Here is an 18,973-nt window from a genome sequence, read left to right as displayed (position 1 = left end):
ATGCTATAAATCGGTTAAATTATTGCTGCTTTTATCAAAGTTTTTGTAAAATCTTTTTTTAATTATAAATCGTTAATTTTATTGAAGAAATTAAATTTATGGGTCTTCAATCTGTTATCAATCTTTTCTTCCCTAAAGTATGCTATGCGTGCCTTAATTTATTGGAAGACAACGCCGATACCATTTGCATTGATTGCCGCCACGATTTGCCCGTTACCAATTTTCATTTTGATGATAACGATGCGGTAAAAAAAGTGCTTTACGGACGTGCAAAAGTTGAAAACGGCACTGCGCTTTTTAGGTTCGAAAAAAAAGGATTGGTACAGCACCTCATCCATGGATTAAAATACAAGGGTTATGATAATATTGGGTATTTCTTGGGAAATTGGCTTGGTGGCGAATTAAAAACGGTTGATAATTACAGTACTATTGATGTTGTAATTCCTGTGCCGCTTCATAAAAACAAGTTGAAAAAAAGAGGGTTTAATCAAGTGGCAAAGTTTGGGCAACAAATTGCGAAAGCTTTAAACACTGATTATAGAGACGATGTTTTGGTTAAAATAACCAATACAAAATCGCAAGTCGATAAAAAACGTTTTGCCCGTTGGAACAATAACGACGAACTGTTTACTTTACAAAAGGCATCAGCCATTGAAAACAAACACATTCTTTTGGTGGACGATATTATTACAACCGGCGCAACCCTCGAAGCTTGCATTGCCGTTTTAAACCAAGCAAAAAACACAAAAATAAGTATTGCAACCATGGCAATAGCCTAAGCAGATTAGCCGTTATAGCTCTAAAATTATGCAGGTTTATTCAGTAAAGTTAAATTTTGCTCCAAAAAACACAATATTTAGTTTCACTTTGGTAACCGTTTCGCTAGTATATAAATTTTCTTATTCTGTTTTTTGTGAATTTCAGAACAAAAAAATTCATGTACTTTTGCTAAAAATTTAAAATGAGTCGATGAGCAAGACCCTTTCTAACTTTATTTTTATCGCATTTATAAGCTTGGTTTTTATTAACTGTGCCAATCGGGGTACACCTGGTGGCGGACCAAAGGACGAAACGCCTCCAAGCATTGAAAAATCGACTCCGGAAAATTTCTCGACCAATTTTAAAGGCAACGAAATCAAGATTGTTTTTGATGAATACATCAAGATAAAAGACTTGCAAAAACAATTGATTATCTCGCCGCCCATGACCTATCAACCCGATATAACGCCACTTGGTAGTGCGAGCAAAGAGATAAAAATCAGAATTAACGATACGCTGAAACCCAATACAACCTACGCCTTTAACTTTGGAAATAGCATTACCGACAACAACGAAGGCAACCCATTTCCTTATTACCGATACGTATTTTCAACGGGCGATTACATAGACTCGTTAACCGTAAAAGGGCAAATTGTCGATGCTTTTAAAAGACAGCCCGAAACCTTTGTATCGGTGGCTTTATACGAAATAGATTCTACCTTTAACGATTCTATCGTTTACAAAGAAGCCCCCAAATACATTACCAATACCCTCGACAGTGTTACCACGTTTTCCATTGAAAACATTAAAGCCGGAAAATATATGCTCATGGCGTTGAAAGATGCCAATAACGACAATAAATTTCAGCAAAAGACCGATCAGATAGCCTTTCATAAAAACTTTATTGAAGTACCCAACGATTCGCTTTACACCTTAAAATTATTTTCTGAAGCACCCGATTTTAAAGCCGTAAGACCGCGTTTAGAAGCTGGCGAAAAAATTGCTTTTGGTTACGAAGGCGATTATAAAGACATGAAAATTAAAATAACTTCTGAAACTCCGGAAGATTTTAAACATCGCATTACCAAAGATGAAAAAACCGATACGCTTTACTATTGGTACAAACCCAGATTACAGGTGGACTCGTTACTGTTTAACGTGTCGCATCCCACTTTTGAAAAAGATTATACCGTGCGCATTAGCGAACAAAAAAGAGATTCCTTAATATTTAAAGCGCAACCGTCTGGAAATATTGGTTACGAAGCGCCTTTTAAGATTTTTGCCAACATTCCGTTTACCGATTTCGACGCTTCAAAAATGCGTATTTTAGATAGGGATTCCACAAATGTCGATTTTACAACAGCCTACGATACGATTACAAATACATACCAGTTCGACTTTAATAAAACCGAAGACAACAGTTATAACATACAAGTGCTGCCCGAGGCGTTTACAGATTTTTTTGAGAATAAAAACGACACCTTAAACTACGCTGTAAAAACTAAAAAAGAGTCTGATTTCGGGTCTGTACGGTTCACCCTTGTAAACGCGAAATATCCTATTATTTTTCAATTAACCAATGCCAATGGCGAAGTTAAATACGAAAAATATGCCACTAAGCCCGAACCCTTGGATTTTTTAACTTTAGATTCTGGAAAATATTTTATCAGAGTGATTTTTGACACCAATGGCAACGGCAAATATGATTCCGGGAATTATTTAAAAAAGATTCAGCCAGAACGTGTAAGCCATTTTGAATTGGATGACGACGTACGATCGGATTGGGGCTTTGTACAGACTTTAATCTTTAATGAAGAGTAAAGGCATCCCTATCATCTAAAAACTTAAGTTTATTTCGGTATTTCGAAATGTGGTTTTTTTCCAAAACAACGATTTCAGTCTGTTCTTTATTGGGTTTAAATGCTGTTATTAAATTCCCTAAAACATCGTAAACCGCTGAATGCCCTGAATACGCACTATTTACACCATCAATCCCCACGCGATTTACGCCAATGCAGTAACCCATATTCTCGATAGCGCGAGCTTTTAATAAGGCATCCCACGCCGAAACTCTGGGCTTGGGCCAATTGGCAACATATATTAAAACGTCGTAATCTTCAGTATTTCTTGCCCAAACGGGAAAGCGTAAATCGTAACAAATTAACGGGCAAATGTTCCAGCCTTTATAATTGACGATGATTTTCTCCGTCCCAGCGGCAAACACTTTATCTTCGCCAACCAAAGTAAAGGTGTGTCGTTTGTTGTAAACCGTTATTTTTCCGGAAGGCTCAACAAACAACAAGCGATTAAAATATTTGTTTTCTTCAGAAATAATTAGGCTTCCAACCATAGCGGTATTGTTTTTTGAAGCTGTATTTTTCATCCACTCTACCGTTTTACCTTGCATGGTTTCGGCTACAGCTTTGGCATTCATAGTAAAACCTGTGGTGAACATTTCGGGTAAAATAACCACATCGACCGCACTGGGAATACTTTCGATTTTTTCAGTAAAATGTTTTCGATTCTGTTCTGGGTTTTCCCAAACCAAATCCGATTGTATCAATGCTATTTTAAGTTGCTCGTGCACCATAACTAAACATGTTTTAATTTCTTTTCGGCTTTTTTATGCGCTGCTTTAAGCTTTTCAATTTTTTTAAGCCACTTTACTTCATCTTCGGGAGATAAATCACCTTTCTTTTCTAGCCTTTCGTACTTTTCAATGGCATGCTCGTATTTTTTAGCGGATTTATCAAAATTCGATTGTGCTTTTCGTTTTCTTTTTAAAGCTTTTTCAGCCTTTTTTTGCTTCTTTTCGGCTATTTTTTGACTTTTTTTAGCCTTTTTTATCTGCTTTTCCTTTTTTTCCGATGCTTTAGCCAACATCCTTTTCTTATTAAAAGCGGCCCGTATTTGCTGTTGTTCTTCAACAGTTAACGTGCTTGTAACATCAGTGCCTTTTTTTAAAATACTTTTCCCTTTTACAGTATACGTATGCCCGTTAAAATTTACCTCTTGGGCATTTAGCAAAAAGCCAAAACCCATCATGAATATGATAATAAATAGTTTCATTTTTTTCTGATTTATATGTTAATATTCTTTTTAGACACCACTTTTACAAATAAGTTACACACTTTAAATCTGGTTTAAAATCTCAGCAGCTTGCTTTAAAGTTTCATCTTTTTTGGCAAAACAAAACCTGAGCATTTTACTTTCAATTTTAGTATCATAAAAAACCGAAATGGGTATCGATGTCAATTTATTATCAACAGTTAAGCGTTTTGCGAAATCCACATCATTTTCTTGGGTAATCCCTGAATAGTCCAAAAGCTGAAAATACGTGCCTTTTGATGGCGTAAATTTAAATCGCGAATCTTTAATTAAACTTAAAAACAAATCCCGTTTTTGTTGATAAAAGGCCGATAATTCTAAATAACGGTTTTCATTTTGCAAATACGCCGCTAGTGCCTTTTGCATAGGATGGTTAACGCTAAAAACATTAAACTGATGTACTTTTCTTAACTCGCTCATCAAGGGTTGTGGCGCGCAACAATAACCCATTTTCCAACCTGTATTATGGAAGGTTTTACCAAAAGATGCCACTATAAAACTTCTGGATTTTAAGTCGGGAAACAAGCAGGCACTTTGGTGTTTTTCGCCATCAAATACCATATGCTCGTAAACCTCGTCGCTCAAAATTATAATATCGGTGCCTTTGGTTATTTGTTGCAATTGACGCATATCAGCTTCAGAAAAAACAGTGCCGATTGGGTTTTGTGGCGTGTTGATAACCATCATTTTGGTACGACTATTAATTTTCGATTTTACTTCGTTCCAATCCACTTTAAAATTAGGGGATTCCAATGCAACCGAAACTGTTTTTCCGCCGTTTAATGCAATGGCCGGTTCGTAACAATCGTAAGCCGGTCTAAAAATAATAACCTCAGCGTTGGGTTTAATAAATGCCGAAATAATACTAAAAATAGCTTGGGTTGCACCCGTGGTTATGGTAATCTCATTTTCCGGATGATAACTTGTGGCATACAACAAATCGAACTTTTTGGCAATCGCCTCGCGCAATCCTAAATCGCCTTGCATGGGCGCATATTGGTTATGCCCGTTTTGCATCGCCGAAGTAACCAAATCGATAAGGTTTTTATCCATTTTAAAATCAGGGAAACCCTGCGCTAAATTTATTGCATGATGCTTTTTAGCCAAAGCGCCCATAACCGTAAAAATGGTTGTGCCAACATCGGGTAATTTAGAAATATACCGCATTTTATAATTATTATTAGCAGTAAATTTACACAATAAATAAATGCTTTATATATTTGATTTTATTATAAAATGGACACCATGAGATTTCTTAAATTTTTATTGCTTTTTGTATCGCTAAACGCCTTTGCACAACAAGGTGGTATGTGGATTCCTTCGCTTTTGGAAGGGATGAATGAAAACGAAATGACCAGTTTGGGCAGCAAGCTAACGGCCAAGGATATTTACGATGTTAACAACTCCTGCTTAAAAGATGCCATTGGGCATTTTAACGGTGGCTGTACCAGCGAAGTGATTTCGCCCAAAGGCTTGATTTTAACCAATCACCATTGCGGATTTAGCCAAATCCAATCGCATTCCTCACTTGAAAACGATTATTTAAAGCATGGGTTTTGGGCGAAGAATTTTCAAGAAGAACTTCCCAACAACGGCTTGTTTATTGAGTTTATTGTGAGCATTCACGATGTAACCAACGATGTTTTAGCGGCCATAAATGATAACATGATCGAAAAAGAAAAACAGTCGGTTATTGATAAAACCAGCAACGGTATTTTAAAAACATGGCCCAAAGAAACTTGGCAAGACGCTAAGATTAAATCCTTTTACAAAGGCAATCAGTACTTTTTATTTGTTACCGAACGATTTGATGATATCCGTTTAGTTGGTGCACCGCCAACCAGCATTGGTAAGTTTGGTAGCGATACCGATAACTGGGTGTTCCCGAGACACACGGGCGATTTTGCTTTATTCCGAATTTATGCCGATGCCAACAACCGTCCAGCAAAATACAGCGAAAACAACAAACCGTACACGCCAAAACATTATTTACCTATATCGCTTGATGGCGTTGAAGAAGGCGATTTTACCATGGTATTTGGTTTCCCCGGTACTACCAACGAATATTTACCTGCCGTTGCCATCGAACATATTACAGAAGCCTATAACCCTACAAATATCGCCATTCGTGAAGCGGCTTTAAAAGTAATTGATGAAAAGATGAAAGCCAACGACGAGGTACGCATTAAATACGCCTCTAAACAAGCAAGAATTGCCAATGCTTGGAAAAAATGGATAGGTGAGAATTTAGGTATTGAAAAAAGCAACGCCGTTGAAAAAAGACGCGCTTTTGAAGCCACTTTTACCAAAGCATTAAAAGAAAAAGGATTGGAGAAAAAATATGGCGATATCCTTCCTGAATTTGACCGTTTGTACAAAGAATTTGAACCCGTAAACATTAAACGTCGAAATTTTATTGAAATCTTTTTAACCACTAATGAGTTGATGCAAATGACTTTTAGAACGTATCAAATCGTGGAGGCCATCAACAACAACCCCAATGTTTTTGAACCTGCCAAAGCAGATCTTACAGCAAGGTTAAAGGGCATTCATAAAAATTATAATGTCGATGTGGATAGAGGCGTGTTTAACAGCGTGATGCCTTTATATACAAATCATGTGGATGCTTCAATTTATGATAAAACTGCCTTTACGGATTTAGATTCGGCTTTAAAATTATTGGAAGGCACCCCGGAAGACGTCTTAAAAAACATTAATAACGACGCCGCTTACCAATATGCCAAACCGCTTATTGATGAGTTTTTCAATGTAATTGACAAAGAATTTCAGCAAAAAAACGAGCCGATTACGGCGCTACAAACCAGATACATGACGGCTTTAATGAAGGCTTTACCCAATGCGCGTTATTTCCCAGATGCGAACAGTACACTTCGCGTTACTTATGGTCAGGTTCGTGGTTATTCGCCCAGAGACGCGGTGTATTACAACCATGTGAGCTATTTAGATGGTGTTATTGAAAAATATATTCCTGAGGATTACGAGTTTGATGTGCCCCAGAAACTACGCGAATTATACGCTGCAAAAGATTATGGCCAATATGCTGATACCAACGGAAAAGTACCGGTTTGCTTTTTAGGCACCAACCACACTACGGGTGGGAATTCGGGAAGTCCAGCTATTGATGCGCATGGGAATTTAGTGGGCTTAAACTTCGATAGGGTTTGGGAAGGCACGATGAGCGACATGAATTACGACCCCGAAATTTGCAGAAATATTATGGTGGATGTACGTTACATTCTTTTTATAATCGATAAATATGCGGGTGCCAAACACTTAATTGATGAAATGGAATTGGTGCATCCTAAAAGATAGTTTTTAGTAACATATTATTCAGCTTATCCTGCAAGGTCTCTTTTTGACCTTGTAGGTATTTTGACAAAGATTTCTTTATTAAGCTAAAAAGACCTACAAGGTTTTTAAAACCTTGCAGGTTGAAAAATTATATAATCTTCAACTGTTTTAACAAATTCTGTTTGTAGGTTCTGCCAATGGGAATTTTATTGTCTTTTATAAAAAGTGTATTTCCTGAGATTTTATCAACAAATTTTCGATTGACTATAAAAGATTTATGCACTTGAAAAAACTGGGTCTCAGGCAACTTGGAATGCCAATTTTTTAAGGCATCAATATACGATAGCTTTTGGGTTTCGGTAACCACGGTAATGTAATTCCTATCCGATTCAATAAAAAGTATCGTGTTTAAAGTGAGCTTGTGCAGTGTTTTATCCACATTCAAAAAAATAGAGTCTTCGGCTTTTTCTTCGGTGGCGATTTTTGGCGTTTCAATTCTATCTTTTGCTTTATTGATGGCTTTTAAAAACCTATCGAACGAAAAGGGTTTCACCAAATAATCAACAATGGTATCCAACTCAAAACTAGACACCGCGTAATCGGGATAGGCCGTCGTCATAATAATTGCCGGTGGATTTGCGATGGTTTTAATAAAATCCAGTCCGGAAATATCGGGCAGATTAATATCCAAAAACACCACATCAACGGTGTTGGTATTCAAAAACGAATGCGCTTCAATGGTCGCTTTAAACGTATCGATTAAATTGAGATGAGGCACTTTATCTATAAAATGCCTTAGAATATTTTGAGCAGGAATTTCGTCTTCAATGATGATGCAATTCATATATCCTTTTTTGATGTCAGTTCGAGTGAAATTCTTTTTAATTCAAATTTAATCTTAAATACACTTTAAACGTTTCAGCTTTTAGAATTTTAAACTCGTATTTATCTTTATAAATAAGTTTCAATCGTTTTTCTAAGTTTTGCAGGCCTATTTTAAAATTGGTTTCGCTTACTTTTTCTTTATTGAAATCATTCTCGCAAATACATTCCAAAATATTGTTTTCAACATGAATAGCTATCGAAATATCGCTGTTTAAAGTACTGTGTTTAAACGCATTTTCTATGATGGTTATCAACAGTAACGGCGCGATTTTATACTGCAACGCATCAATGTTTTTCGTATAATGAATCTGTTTTGTGCCTTCTGTTCGTAGCTTTTGGAATTTCATGTAATTATCAATAAATTGAATCTCTTTTTCCAAAGAAATCGTTTCTGCATTGCTTTCGTAAAGCACGTGTTTCAAGTTGTCAGACAGCATCAAAATAAGGTCGGCGGCTTCGTTTGGTTTTTCTAAAGTATAGGAATAAATGGTATTCAAATTATTGAATAGCACATGCGGATTGATTTGCGATTTTAAGAATTTCAGTTCCATTTCGGTATGTTCTTTTTTAATCTGCACCACTTCGGCCTGTTCGTCCAAAAAACGATAGAGCATCCAAATAAACGAGAAAAAAATAAGTGGCACCAGGGTTTGCCACAAGTAGTCGCTCAAACATTTCATAATGGAGCAACCGCATTGGGCAAACACGTTACAATACAATTGGGTTGCCAAAAATGAGATAGCCGTAAACACAAAAACGTATAAAATATAAAGGCGCTTTTTAACAAAAAAGGGAAGTAGAATAAAATGGTTGGCGTAAACTATAATGACGAGAATGGAAAGGTATTGCAAAAACGGATTGTCGTGCCAATAATAATCTGAAAACAAAAAAAGCGACACAAAAATAAACAGCATCCAAAACAGGACGTGTACCAAAATTTGCGAGGTATGTTTGTGTAAAGTTGGCATTTATTCCTGCTGAAAGTAATCAGAAATGCATAAGCATCAAAAAATTATGTACAAAAAACGGTTATAGTATTGCAAACTGCATAAATGTTGCCGTTTGTAAATTTAAGTACGCTGTTTGTAAACTTTATTGGTGTGGCTTGCAAAACTGTTTTAGGTTTGAAAATCATCAAAAAAAATCAATAATGAAACGAACTGTTATCTTATCTATCCTTTTACTTAACCTACATGTTGCCTTTTCCCAAACGGTAAACAAACTAACAACCGATAAAAATGGGAACGAACTTTTATTGGGAGAAATTTCGAAATCTGACTTAACCCAAAACACATTCAACATTTGGTTTTCTAAACATTACGACGATTATTTAGTTAATAAAGGAGTTGTTAAACAAATAAAAGGTTCTTTAAAAGCTTATGAAATTAAAGTCTTTCTCGGCACTTGGTGTGGCGACAGCAAACTTGAAGCGCCTAGGTTTTACAAGGTTTTGGAAGCTGCAAAATATCCTGAAAACCAATTGCAGGTTATTGCGGTTAACAGAACTAAAGAAGCTTACAAGCAAAGTCCGAATGGCGAGGAAAAAGGATTGAACATTCATCGGGTCCCAACCTTTATTTTCTATAAACATGGTAAGGAAATCAATAGAATTGTAGAGCATCCCAAAGAAACTTTTGAGCGCGATATGTTGGCCATAGTAACCAAAAACAAGTACACGCCAAATTATATGGCGGCCAATTATATGCACTATTTACTCAGCTCGAAAACCTTGGACAGCTTAAAATTAGAAGAACCGATTTTGGTTTCAAGATTAGCGGAATTTGTAAAAGGCAGTCGCGAATTAAACACGTTTGGATATGCGCTTTTACGCTCTAATCAAACGGAAAAAGCCTTGTATGTTTTCGGTTTGAACACCAAAATATTTCCTTATAAATACAATGTTTACGATAGTTTGGGTGAGGCTTATTTTGAAACGAAAAATTACACCGAAGCTTTAAAAAACTATTACAAAGTGTTGAGTTTAAAACCAGACGACAAGAATGCCAGAGAAATGGTGGATAAGATTATGAAGTTATAAGCATGAAAATTATCTAAAAAACAACTTCAAGCTTCAGTCTTCGTGCTTCAAACTTCTAAACAATCTCCATTTTCTTCAATAAAAAAGACGCATTCATATTTTGGCAAATGCCTTGTTTCAACGTGTAATCAAAGTGAAGTTCGTCGTTTATAATTTTGGCATCAAAATAGTAGTTTTTCACATCGTCGAGTTCCTTTTCAATGTCGCACAAACTCAAATCGTGTGTGGCAATAATACCCGTGGCATTTGAAGCGACCAGTTTTTCGACAAATTTTCTGGAACCAATCGCTTTATCAGTGCTGTTTGTGCCTTTTAAAATTTCATCTAAAACAATAAAATACGGCTCGCTTTTAATGGCATCAACAATATATTTCAAACGTGTTAATTCTGAAAAGAAATACGAATTATCATCGGTTAACGAATCCGAAGTACGCATACTCGTTATCAGTTTTACCGGCGAATAATGGCTTGAATTGGCGCAAACGGGCAAGCCCACGTTAGCCATAACAATATGCAAGGACACGGTACGTAAAAAGGTGCTTTTTCCAGCCATATTTGCACCGGTAACAATAAAGAACTGTTCGTTTTCAATGGTTAAATTACTATCCACACGTTTGCTTCTATTTAGTAGCGGATGCCCTAAACCTTCTGCTTTTATAACCGTTTGCGACGTGTTGATTTCCGGAAACACAAATTCGGGATGGTTATATGCAAAACCGCCAAGTGAATTGTAGGCATCAAAAAAGGAAACCACCTCAAACCAATCTTCAACCTTAGCGCCATATTGTTTAATCCATTGCTCAATGTGGTAACTGTTTTTTATATCCGAAAGGAACAATCCGTTTCCAAAAATGGCGGAAATCAAATTATTCCTATTGTCCAAAGCATCCAACGATTTTGAAAGTTCGTTAAAAATAGACGATGCTTTTTTGGTGTCCGATTGAATTTGCTGTTGTTTTTCTTGCAATAATTCCGATGTAAAATCCTCATTTTCAATTCGCTTTAAAAGTAATGCATATTGACGAAAGGTGTCTTTTACCCTATCCGAATTCACCGAAAGCACATTGGTTTTTTTAACATAAATCCCTGTAATTCCCAAGCCAACAAACAACCAATAGCCCATAAAAACCATATCGATGAGCTTGAAAAAAGTTAATGCAAACAACGCCAAGGAAAGCAAAGTAAACACCAACGGAAACCAGCGCATCATTTTTGGTAAAAACGGTTTGTAATGTTGCAGCCAATTAATAATATCTTTTGCGGGTGTTTCAACTGCAACCAAACTTGAGGTTGCCGAATACTGTTGGCGCCATTTGGGTTTACTGCTCAATTCTTTAATAGCCGCCTGCCGTGAAACAATACCATCGGTGATATTTGCCAACAAGGCATCTGCTAATTTTTGGGTACCTTCGTTAACGGTGGTCCGGTTTATAAATTGAAAAAACGAACCGCGACCAAACAAATCGATATCCAAACTATAAAAGTGGTTGGGATCTTGAAATTCCAATCCTTCATTTCTATGATGAAAATCGCCCAAAGCTATTTTAATTTCCTCTTCATTAATCGCAACAAGTGCTTTATTAAACTTCCGTTGGGCTTTAACATCGGTATATTTTGAAAGCAAAAACACAAAAACACCAATGCCAATTATTAAAATTAAAACCGCTAGTTGCCAAAAACCAAAACTTAAATACACGCCAAAACCGGTGGTTAAAAACACGATAACCCTAAGCAGACTTAAAGTTGTCATGCGTTTGTAAAGCTTGTCGGCTTTAGTTTTATAGCTTTCTAAATGCTGTTGATAATATATTAAAGGATTGTCCATTTTTAATTTTGATTCTGTTTCCCGCAATTGCGAAAAAGATAATGTGATTGACAACCTTAAGACCACGCTTCAAAGCATGATTTTAGGTAAAGAAACAAAAAAGCCCTGAAAATTTTCAAGGCTTTTTAGCTGTATATCTATAAACTTAATCGCGGCTACCTCCAAAAACTTGTAGCGCCCAATACAACAGTGTTGCCAAAGCACCAATGGCGGCCACTAAATAGGTTCTTGCGGCCCATTTTAAAGCATCTTCAGAACCCGCATATTCCTGCTGAGACACCATGTTTTTGTTTTTTAACCACGCTAAAGCACGATTACTCGCATCGTATTCAACCGGTAATGTAATAAAGCTAAATAAAGTTGCAAAACCCATCATTACCACACCGGCAACAGCAACCCACCAGCCTAAACCTAAGCCAGCAGCACCACCCAATATGAGGCCTCCAATAATGAGCCATTGCGACATACCCGAAGTTACACTTACAACCGGCACTAAAGCAGAACGCATTGTAAGCCATTCGTAAGCCTGGGCATGTTGTACGGCGTGTCCACATTCGTGTGCCGCAACCGCAGCTGCGGCCGCATTGCGCTGGTTGTAAACCGCTTCACTTAAATTAACCGTTTTGTTTTTGGGGTTATAGTGGTCGGTTAAATGCCCCGGCGTCGAGATAACCTCAACATCGGTAATACCGTGGTCTGCCAACATTTTTTCGGCAATTTCGGCACCGCTCATCCCGTTGCGCAATTGTACTTTAGAGTACTTCTCAAACTTCTTCTTTAAGGTATTGCTCACCAACCAGCTTACCAAAGCAATCGCACCAATTAATATATAATATCCAATCATTTTTTTAAATTTTAAATTTATTTTTTCAACCTTCTTAAATATAGCAAAAATAACGCCAATTTTACGGTCTGAAGTTTTGTCAGTCTGTTAAAGTATTGCTAATTATATTTCACCTTAAAATAGATCAGCAAAAACGCTGAAACAATGGTTATCGCATTGGCGGTAATCATAGACGGGCTATCAATAAACACCCCATAAACCAACCATAATGCAATGCCCACAAAAAACATAATAAGCATGGGTAACGACAGCCCCGAAACGTCTTTGGTTTGCCACGTTTTAAACACTTGTGGTAAAAAAGCAGCCGTGGTTAAAATGGCGGCTGCAAAACCTATAATTTCTATGTAATCCATAATGTTGTTTCTTCAATAAAATAATTATTTGGGCGTTACCCCAACCCTTCGACTCAGCTCAGGGCAAGTGGGGTCGGGCTTTCACTACTCGCTCCTTCCTGCGTCGGGGAGCTCAAACATACCGTTCAATCCCTAACGCGGAACAAACCGTAATCCATTAGCCTTTTGTCATTCAATCAAATCTGTTATAATAAATTACAACTTGCACTGAGCGCAGTCGAAGTGTGGTTATCTTTTTAATTCGAACTCAAAACGTCATTGCGAAACTTTTGATAAAAAGTTGTGGCAATCTTTCAATTTGAAATTACTATTCGACAGATTCCCACGTCGTCCCGATAGCTATCGGGACTCCTCGGCATGACGTTATCCCACAATATTCACGATTTTCCCGGGCACCACAATTACCTTTTTGGGTTCGCGCCCTTGTAATTGGTCTTTGGTTTTCTCGTGTGCCAAAACCGCTTTTTCAATGTCTTCTTTACTCATATCCAAAGGCAATTCCATCGTAAAACGCATTTTACCGTTAAACGAAATCGGGTAATTCTTGCTGCTTTCAACCAAGTGTTTTTCCTCGAATTTCGGGAACGGCGCGGTTGAAATCGACCCGGTATGTCCCAATTGATGCCATAATTCCTCGGCAATATGCGGCGCATACGGCGAAATTAAAATCAAAAACGGTTCGAGTATCTCTTTCGATGTGCATTTTTGAGCCGTTAGCTCGTTAACCGCAATCATAAAAGTCGATACCGAAGTATTAAACGAGAAACTCTCAATATCTTCCTGTACCTTTTTAATGGTTTTGTGCAGTGTTTTTAAATTGTCCTTTGTTGGTTCAGCATCATTTACATGCAATCCGTTTTCGCCAACATACAATTTCCAAAGTTTTTTAAGGAAGGAATGCACACCCGTAATACCAGCGGTATTCCAAGGTTTGTATTGCTCCAATGGTCCGAGGAACATTTCGTATAAACGCAAAGAATCAGCGCCGTAATCTGAAACAATATCGTCTGGATTTACAACGTTGTATTTGGATTTCGACATTTTTTCGACGTCGCGTTTTACTTTAAATGTGCCATCTTCTTCAGTAATAAACTCAGCGTCTTTATATTCTTCTCTCCAATTTTTAAAAGCTTCAATGTCTAATTCATCAGATGAATTTACAAAAGACACATCAGTATGCAATGGCCTTATATATAGAGCAGTTACATTACAATTTTCAATATCGTCTACATATTTTTGAGACATGTCAAATTCATCCTTTAATACTTTACCTCTTAAAGATTCTCTAATAGTTTGAGTTAATTTATCTTGAATTTTGGTATTATGAAAAAATCTAGAATCTCCATACTCATGAATTTCATCTGCATTAGCAATATAGTTAAAGCTTATTATATAAATTTTGTCATATATTGGTAGTGAAACTGGAATCGAGTTTATCATTCCATCTCCTTTGTAGGTCATAAAAGGTTCTAAAACATAAACAAAAGCACTAGTCCCCAAAATCATCCCTTGGTTAATCAGCTTTTTGGCAAACTCATCAACGGGCACCAAGTTTTTATCAAACAAAAATTTCTGCCAAAAACGCGCGTACAACAAATGCCCTGTGGCATGCTCGCTGCCGCCAATGTACAAATCGACATCCTTCCAATAATTTAGTGCTTCTTGGCTTGCAAATTCGTTTTCATTACTGGCATCCATATAGCGGTTAAAATACCAGGAGCTTCCCGCCCACCCGGGCATGGTGTTTAACTCTAATGGAAAAACGTTTTCATTATCAATCAAACTATTTGAGACTACTTCCGCCTTGAGGCGGTCCCAAGCCCAAACGGTGGCGTTCCCCAATGGTGGCTCGCCGGTTTCGGTTGGTAAATATTTTTCAACTTCGGGCAGTTTAATGGGTAAATGCGCGGCATCAATCATTTGTGGCATACCATTTACATAATACACCGGAAAGGGTTCGCCCCAATAACGCTGGCGCGAAAACACCGCATCGCGTAAACGGTAATTGGTTTTTCCTTCGCCCTGACCTATTTTTTCCAATTCGTAAATAACGCGTTTGGTGGCTTTTTTATAGTTTAATCCGTTAAGGAAATCGCTATTCCCAATTACGGTTTTTTCTTTATCGGCAAAGGCTTCTTCACTTATATCAACCCCATCAAAAATATTTGGAATGGGAATTTTAAAATGTTTTGCAAAATCGTAATCGCGCTGATCGCCGCAAGGCACCGACATTACCGCACCTGTACCGTAACCCGCCAACACGTAATCGCCAATCCAAATAGGAATAGGCTCTTTTGTAAACGGATGTTCGGCGTAAGCGCCCGTAAAAGCACCCGAAATGGTTTTTACATCGGCCATTCTATCGCGCTCGCTACGTTTTGCCGTGGCTTCAACATAAGCGTCCACATCGGCTTTTTGCTCGGGTGTTGTAATTTGCGATACCAATTCGTGCTCTGGTGCAAGCGTCATGAAACTAACGCCAAAAATGGTATCGGGCCTTGTGGTAAACACAGAAATTTTAGATTCTGAATTTGGGATTTTGAATTCGACAGATGCTCCAACCGATTTTCCAATCCAGTTGCGTTGGCTTTCCTTTAAAGCGTCGGTCCAATCTATCTTATCCAAACCTTGTAGCAAACGCTCTGCATAAGCCGAGATGCGCATGCTCCATTGGGTCATTTTTTTACGGATTACGGGATGGCCGCCACGTTCTGAAACGCCATTAACAATCTCATCGTTAGCTAAAACCGTACCTAAAGCGGGACACCAATTCACCTCGGTTTCGGCTAAATAGGTTAAACGGTATTGCAATAGTATTTGTTGCTGTTTTTTAGATGAAAACGATTTCCAATCTTCAGCAGAAAACGGTTCGATATTATCATCACAAACGGCGTTTACTGTTGAGTTTCCTTCAGCTTCAAAAAGTTTTATCAATTCTGAAATATCTTCAGCTTTATCGCTGTCGTTATTGTACCACGAATTGAACAATTGGATAAAAATCCACTGCGTCCATTTGTAATAATTGGGGTCGGAGGTTCTTACCTCGCGCGACCAATCGAATGAAAACCCGATTTGATCGAGCTGACGGCGGTAGGTTTTTATGTTTTCAGCAGTTGTAATGGCAGGGTGTTGCCCCGTTTGAATGGCGTACTGTTCGGCAGGTAAACCAAAACTATCGTAACCTTGCGGATGCAAAACATTAAACCCTTGGAGGCGTTTGTAGCGTGCATAAATATCGGAAGCGATATAACCCAACGGATGCCCAACGTGCAAGCCCGCACCGCTTGGGTAAGGAAACATGTCCAATACATAATATTTTGGTTTGTCGCTACCGTTTACGGCTTTAAAGGTTTTGTGGTCGCGCCAGTAATCTTGCCAATCTTTTTCTATTCTCCTAAAATCGTATTTCATTTTCTAACAAAAAATATTAACGTCATTGCGAAAGAGTACCGTCCCGATAGCTATCGGGAGTTATCGGAACGACTGTGGCAATCTTTTGATTTGAACTTCAAAATTAACAGATTCCCACGCTCCGCTCGGAATGACGAATTCGATGGCAAATTTAAGCTTATTATAACAATGTTGAAAGTTTAAACGTTGTAATCCTTAAACATCAGTAATTATTCTAAATATTTAATTTGAAAAACGAAAAAACGCCCTTAAAAGGTGAGATTCCAATTTTCAAGGGAATGACAAATTCAATTGAAATCAAAAGACTTATCGCTTTTGAAGTCTCTTTTCAATTTCTTTACTATTTTTACACCGTTAATCCCATTATTTTATGAGTACATCTTTCGAAAAACACCAAAAACGCAGGCTTATTTCTTCCTATTTTTCGGTGGTACTAAGCATTGCACTGGTATTGTTTTTATTGGGTTTATTGGGCATGCTCATTCTGAATGCCAAAAAGGTGTCCGATCATTTTAAAGAACAGGTCGTATTAACCATTTACCTAAAAGAAAACGCCAAAGATGTTGAAGTAAAACAGCTTGAAAAAAGTTTGGCGATGGCAGATTATGTTAAATCGACCAAATATGTTTCGAAAGAACAGGCTGCCGAATTTATGAAAGCTGAAAACGGTGAAGATTTTATGGATTTTGTGGGTTACAACCCCTTGCAAAACTCTATCGATGTGCATTTAAAAGCCGATTTTGTAACCTCGGAGCATCTCGAAAAAATTTCCGCGGAAGCGTTAAATAAAAACTTTGTTGATGAAGTTACCTATGATAACGACCTGGTTAAATTGATGAACGACAACGTTAAAAAAATAAGTTTTTGGGTATTGGTAATTAGCGGTATTTTTACGTTAATAGCGGTGTTGTTGATTAATAGCTCGATACGACTGGCAGTGTATTCTAAACGATTTACCATTAAAACCATGCAAATGGTTGGCGCTACCAAACAGTTTATTCGTCGTCCATTTGTTTGGAAAAGCGTGCGGTTGGGCATTATTGGTGCGATATTGGCTTTAATTGGTATGGCCATTGTTTTGTTTTATCTTAATAAAACATTTACCGAATTAGAGTTGCTAAGCAATCCTGTTTTAGTAGGCGCATTGTTTGCTTTTATTTTTGCCTTGGGCATTATAATTACTTGGATAAGCACCCATTTTGCAACCCAGCGTTTTTTAAACTTGAAAACCGACCAACTGTATTATTAGGTATTTTACCATGGTATTAACACTTCTATTTAAATAAATCCGTTAATTTGCACTACTTATTTTATAAAGCATTATGGGAGATAAAAAACGTAAAGAAAACACAAAACCAGTTTTTGTTTTTGGAAAGAAAAACTATAAATTCATGTTTATTGGTTTAGCGTGTATCGCACTTGGTTTTATTTTGATGGCCGGTGGCGGTAGCGACGATCCCAACGTTTTTAATCCTGAAATTTTTAATTGGAGACGTATCCGGTTGGCGCCAACCTTAATTTTGATTGGTTTTGGTATTGAAATGTATGCCATTTTATTGAATCCCGATAAATCAAAGTCCAAAAAATAAATCCCAATTGGTTTTAAAACTTTACCATTTCAATTTTAATATTTTTGACCCATGGATATAATCGACTCAATCATCCTTGGCATTATTCAAGGCCTTACCGAATTTTTACCAGTATCATCCAGTGGGCATTTAGAACTGGGAAAAGCAATTTTAGGCGATAATTCAGTGCCTGAAGAAAGCTTGCTATTTACCGTGGTTTTGCATTTTGCAACCGCTTTAAGCACCATCGTTGTTTTTAGAAAAGATATTTTAGACATTTTAAAAGGCATTTTAAAATTTGAATGGAACGAAGACTTACAGTTTGTTAGTAAAATTGCCATTTCCATGATTCCTGCGGCCGTAATTGGCTATACCTATGAATCTCAATTTGCCGAGTTATTTGGTGGCAACATTAAGCTTGTTGGCTTTATGCTAATTATTACAGCGCTTTTGCTTTATTTGGCAGACAAGGCCAAAGACACCAATAAAGAAGTGTCTTTTCAAAATGCTTTTATTATTGGTATTTCCCAGGCTATTGCGATGTTACCCGGAATTTCACGTTCTGGTGCAACCATTTCAACATCGGTATTGTTGGGGAACGATAAAACCAAAGCAGCCCGTTTTTCGTTTTTAATGGTGGTGCCGTTAATCTTCGGGAAAATCGCCAAAGACATTTTAAGCGGCGATATTTCGATGGAAAGCCATAATATCACATCGCTTTCTGTGGGGTTTATCGCGGCCTTTGTAGCGGGTTTATTTGCCTGTACTTGGATGATTGCCTTGGTTAAAAAAAGCAAACTGTCCTATTTCGCTGTCTATTGCGCTATTGTTGGCGTTATTGCTATTATTTTTTCTGCACTAAACTCTTAA

The 18,973-nt window shown here is 37.4% G+C and carries 16 protein-coding genes; 7 read left to right on the top strand and 9 right to left on the bottom strand.

The genetic code is table 11. The annotated features are described in order from the left end of the window. Positions 1-98: 98 nt before the first annotated feature. Both RNZ47_RS03695 and RNZ47_RS03690 read left to right on the top strand, forming a co-directional pair. Positions 99-779, top strand: coding sequence for a ComF family protein (locus tag RNZ47_RS03695; protein WP_311936538.1), 681 nt, complete (start codon positions 99-101; stop codon positions 777-779). 190 nt (positions 780-969) lie between these two features. Next, entirely contained in the window at positions 970-2,580 is a 1,611-nt protein-coding gene (locus tag RNZ47_RS03690) for an Ig-like domain-containing domain (RefSeq protein WP_311936535.1), read from the top strand. Here the strand turns inward: RNZ47_RS03690 and RNZ47_RS03685 are convergent. From RNZ47_RS03685 to RNZ47_RS03675, 3 genes are all read right to left on the bottom strand, one after another. Continuing rightward, positions 2,567-3,346, bottom strand: coding sequence for an amidohydrolase (locus tag RNZ47_RS03685; RefSeq protein WP_311937486.1), 780 nt, complete (start codon positions 3,344-3,346; stop codon positions 2,567-2,569). The genes RNZ47_RS03690 and RNZ47_RS03685 overlap by 14 nt on opposite strands. Before the next feature lie 5 nt (positions 3,347-3,351). After that, positions 3,352-3,828, bottom strand: coding sequence for a hypothetical protein (locus tag RNZ47_RS03680; protein WP_311936532.1), 477 nt, complete (start codon positions 3,826-3,828; stop codon positions 3,352-3,354). Between the two features lie 63 nt (positions 3,829-3,891). After that, positions 3,892-5,034 carry a methionine aminotransferase gene (locus RNZ47_RS03675; protein WP_311936529.1) on the bottom strand — a complete coding sequence of 381 codons (1,143 nt, stop codon included), beginning with the start codon at positions 5,032-5,034 and terminating at the stop codon, positions 3,892-3,894. 78 nt (positions 5,035-5,112) lie between these two features. Between RNZ47_RS03675 and RNZ47_RS03670 the strand changes: the two genes are divergently transcribed. Next, a complete protein-coding gene (locus RNZ47_RS03670) occupies positions 5,113-7,200 on the top strand; it encodes a S46 family peptidase (RefSeq protein WP_311936526.1) in 2,088 nt (695 codons plus the stop codon). A gap of 127 nt (positions 7,201-7,327) precedes the next feature. Here the strand turns inward: RNZ47_RS03670 and RNZ47_RS03665 are convergent, their stop codons facing one another. Next, positions 7,328-8,023, bottom strand: a complete 696-nt coding sequence (locus tag RNZ47_RS03665; protein WP_311936523.1) for a LytR/AlgR family response regulator transcription factor — start codon at positions 8,021-8,023, stop codon at positions 7,328-7,330. Positions 8,024-8,060: 37 nt separating this feature from the next. Then, positions 8,061-9,032: a sensor histidine kinase gene (locus tag RNZ47_RS03660; protein ID WP_311936520.1), complete on the bottom strand. Its 972-nt coding sequence runs from the start codon at positions 9,030-9,032 to the stop codon at positions 8,061-8,063. A gap of 182 nt (positions 9,033-9,214) precedes the next feature. Between RNZ47_RS03660 and RNZ47_RS03655 the strand changes: the two genes are divergently transcribed. Then, on the top strand, positions 9,215-10,102 hold the full coding sequence (locus tag RNZ47_RS03655) for a thioredoxin domain-containing protein (protein WP_311936517.1): 888 nt from the start codon (positions 9,215-9,217) through the stop codon (positions 10,100-10,102). Positions 10,103-10,157: 55 nt separating this feature from the next. Here RNZ47_RS03655 and RNZ47_RS03650 read toward each other — a convergent pair whose 3' ends face one another. From RNZ47_RS03650 to RNZ47_RS03635, 4 genes are all read right to left on the bottom strand, one after another. After that, a complete protein-coding gene (locus RNZ47_RS03650) occupies positions 10,158-11,927 on the bottom strand; it encodes a MutS-related protein (RefSeq protein WP_311936514.1) in 1,770 nt (589 codons plus the stop codon). Positions 11,928-12,072: 145 nt separating this feature from the next. Next, positions 12,073-12,771: a zinc metallopeptidase gene (locus RNZ47_RS03645; RefSeq protein ID WP_311936511.1), complete on the bottom strand. Its 699-nt coding sequence runs from the start codon at positions 12,769-12,771 to the stop codon at positions 12,073-12,075. Between the two features lie 98 nt (positions 12,772-12,869). Further along, on the bottom strand, positions 12,870-13,124 hold the full coding sequence (locus tag RNZ47_RS03640; protein ID WP_311936508.1) for an SWEET family sugar transporter: 255 nt from the start codon (positions 13,122-13,124) through the stop codon (positions 12,870-12,872). Positions 13,125-13,487: 363 nt separating this feature from the next. Then, positions 13,488-16,535 (bottom strand): leucine--tRNA ligase, encoded by a 3,048-nt coding sequence (locus RNZ47_RS03635; RefSeq protein WP_311936505.1) that lies wholly within the window; start codon positions 16,533-16,535, stop codon positions 13,488-13,490. Between the two features lie 370 nt (positions 16,536-16,905). Between RNZ47_RS03635 and RNZ47_RS03630 the strand changes: the two genes are divergently transcribed. The 3 genes from RNZ47_RS03630 (at position 16,906) to RNZ47_RS03620 (ending at position 18,973) form a co-directional block, all read left to right on the top strand. Next, entirely contained in the window at positions 16,906-17,784 is an 879-nt protein-coding gene (locus tag RNZ47_RS03630) for a cell division protein FtsX (RefSeq protein ID WP_311936502.1), read from the top strand. A 73-nt stretch (positions 17,785-17,857) separates the two neighbouring features. Further along, positions 17,858-18,124 carry a DUF3098 domain-containing protein gene (locus RNZ47_RS03625; RefSeq protein WP_311936499.1) on the top strand — a complete coding sequence of 89 codons (267 nt, stop codon included), beginning with the start codon at positions 17,858-17,860 and terminating at the stop codon, positions 18,122-18,124. 51 nt (positions 18,125-18,175) lie between these two features. Next, positions 18,176-18,973, top strand: coding sequence for an undecaprenyl-diphosphate phosphatase (locus tag RNZ47_RS03620; protein WP_311936496.1), 798 nt, complete (start codon positions 18,176-18,178; stop codon positions 18,971-18,973).

The sequence above is a fragment of the Hwangdonia seohaensis genome (assembly GCF_031932625.1).
Taxonomy (GTDB): domain Bacteria; phylum Bacteroidota; class Bacteroidia; order Flavobacteriales; family Flavobacteriaceae; genus Hwangdonia; species Hwangdonia seohaensis.
The sequence above is the reverse complement of the archived record's forward strand: the minus strand, read 5'-3'. Positions and strand labels throughout refer to the sequence as shown.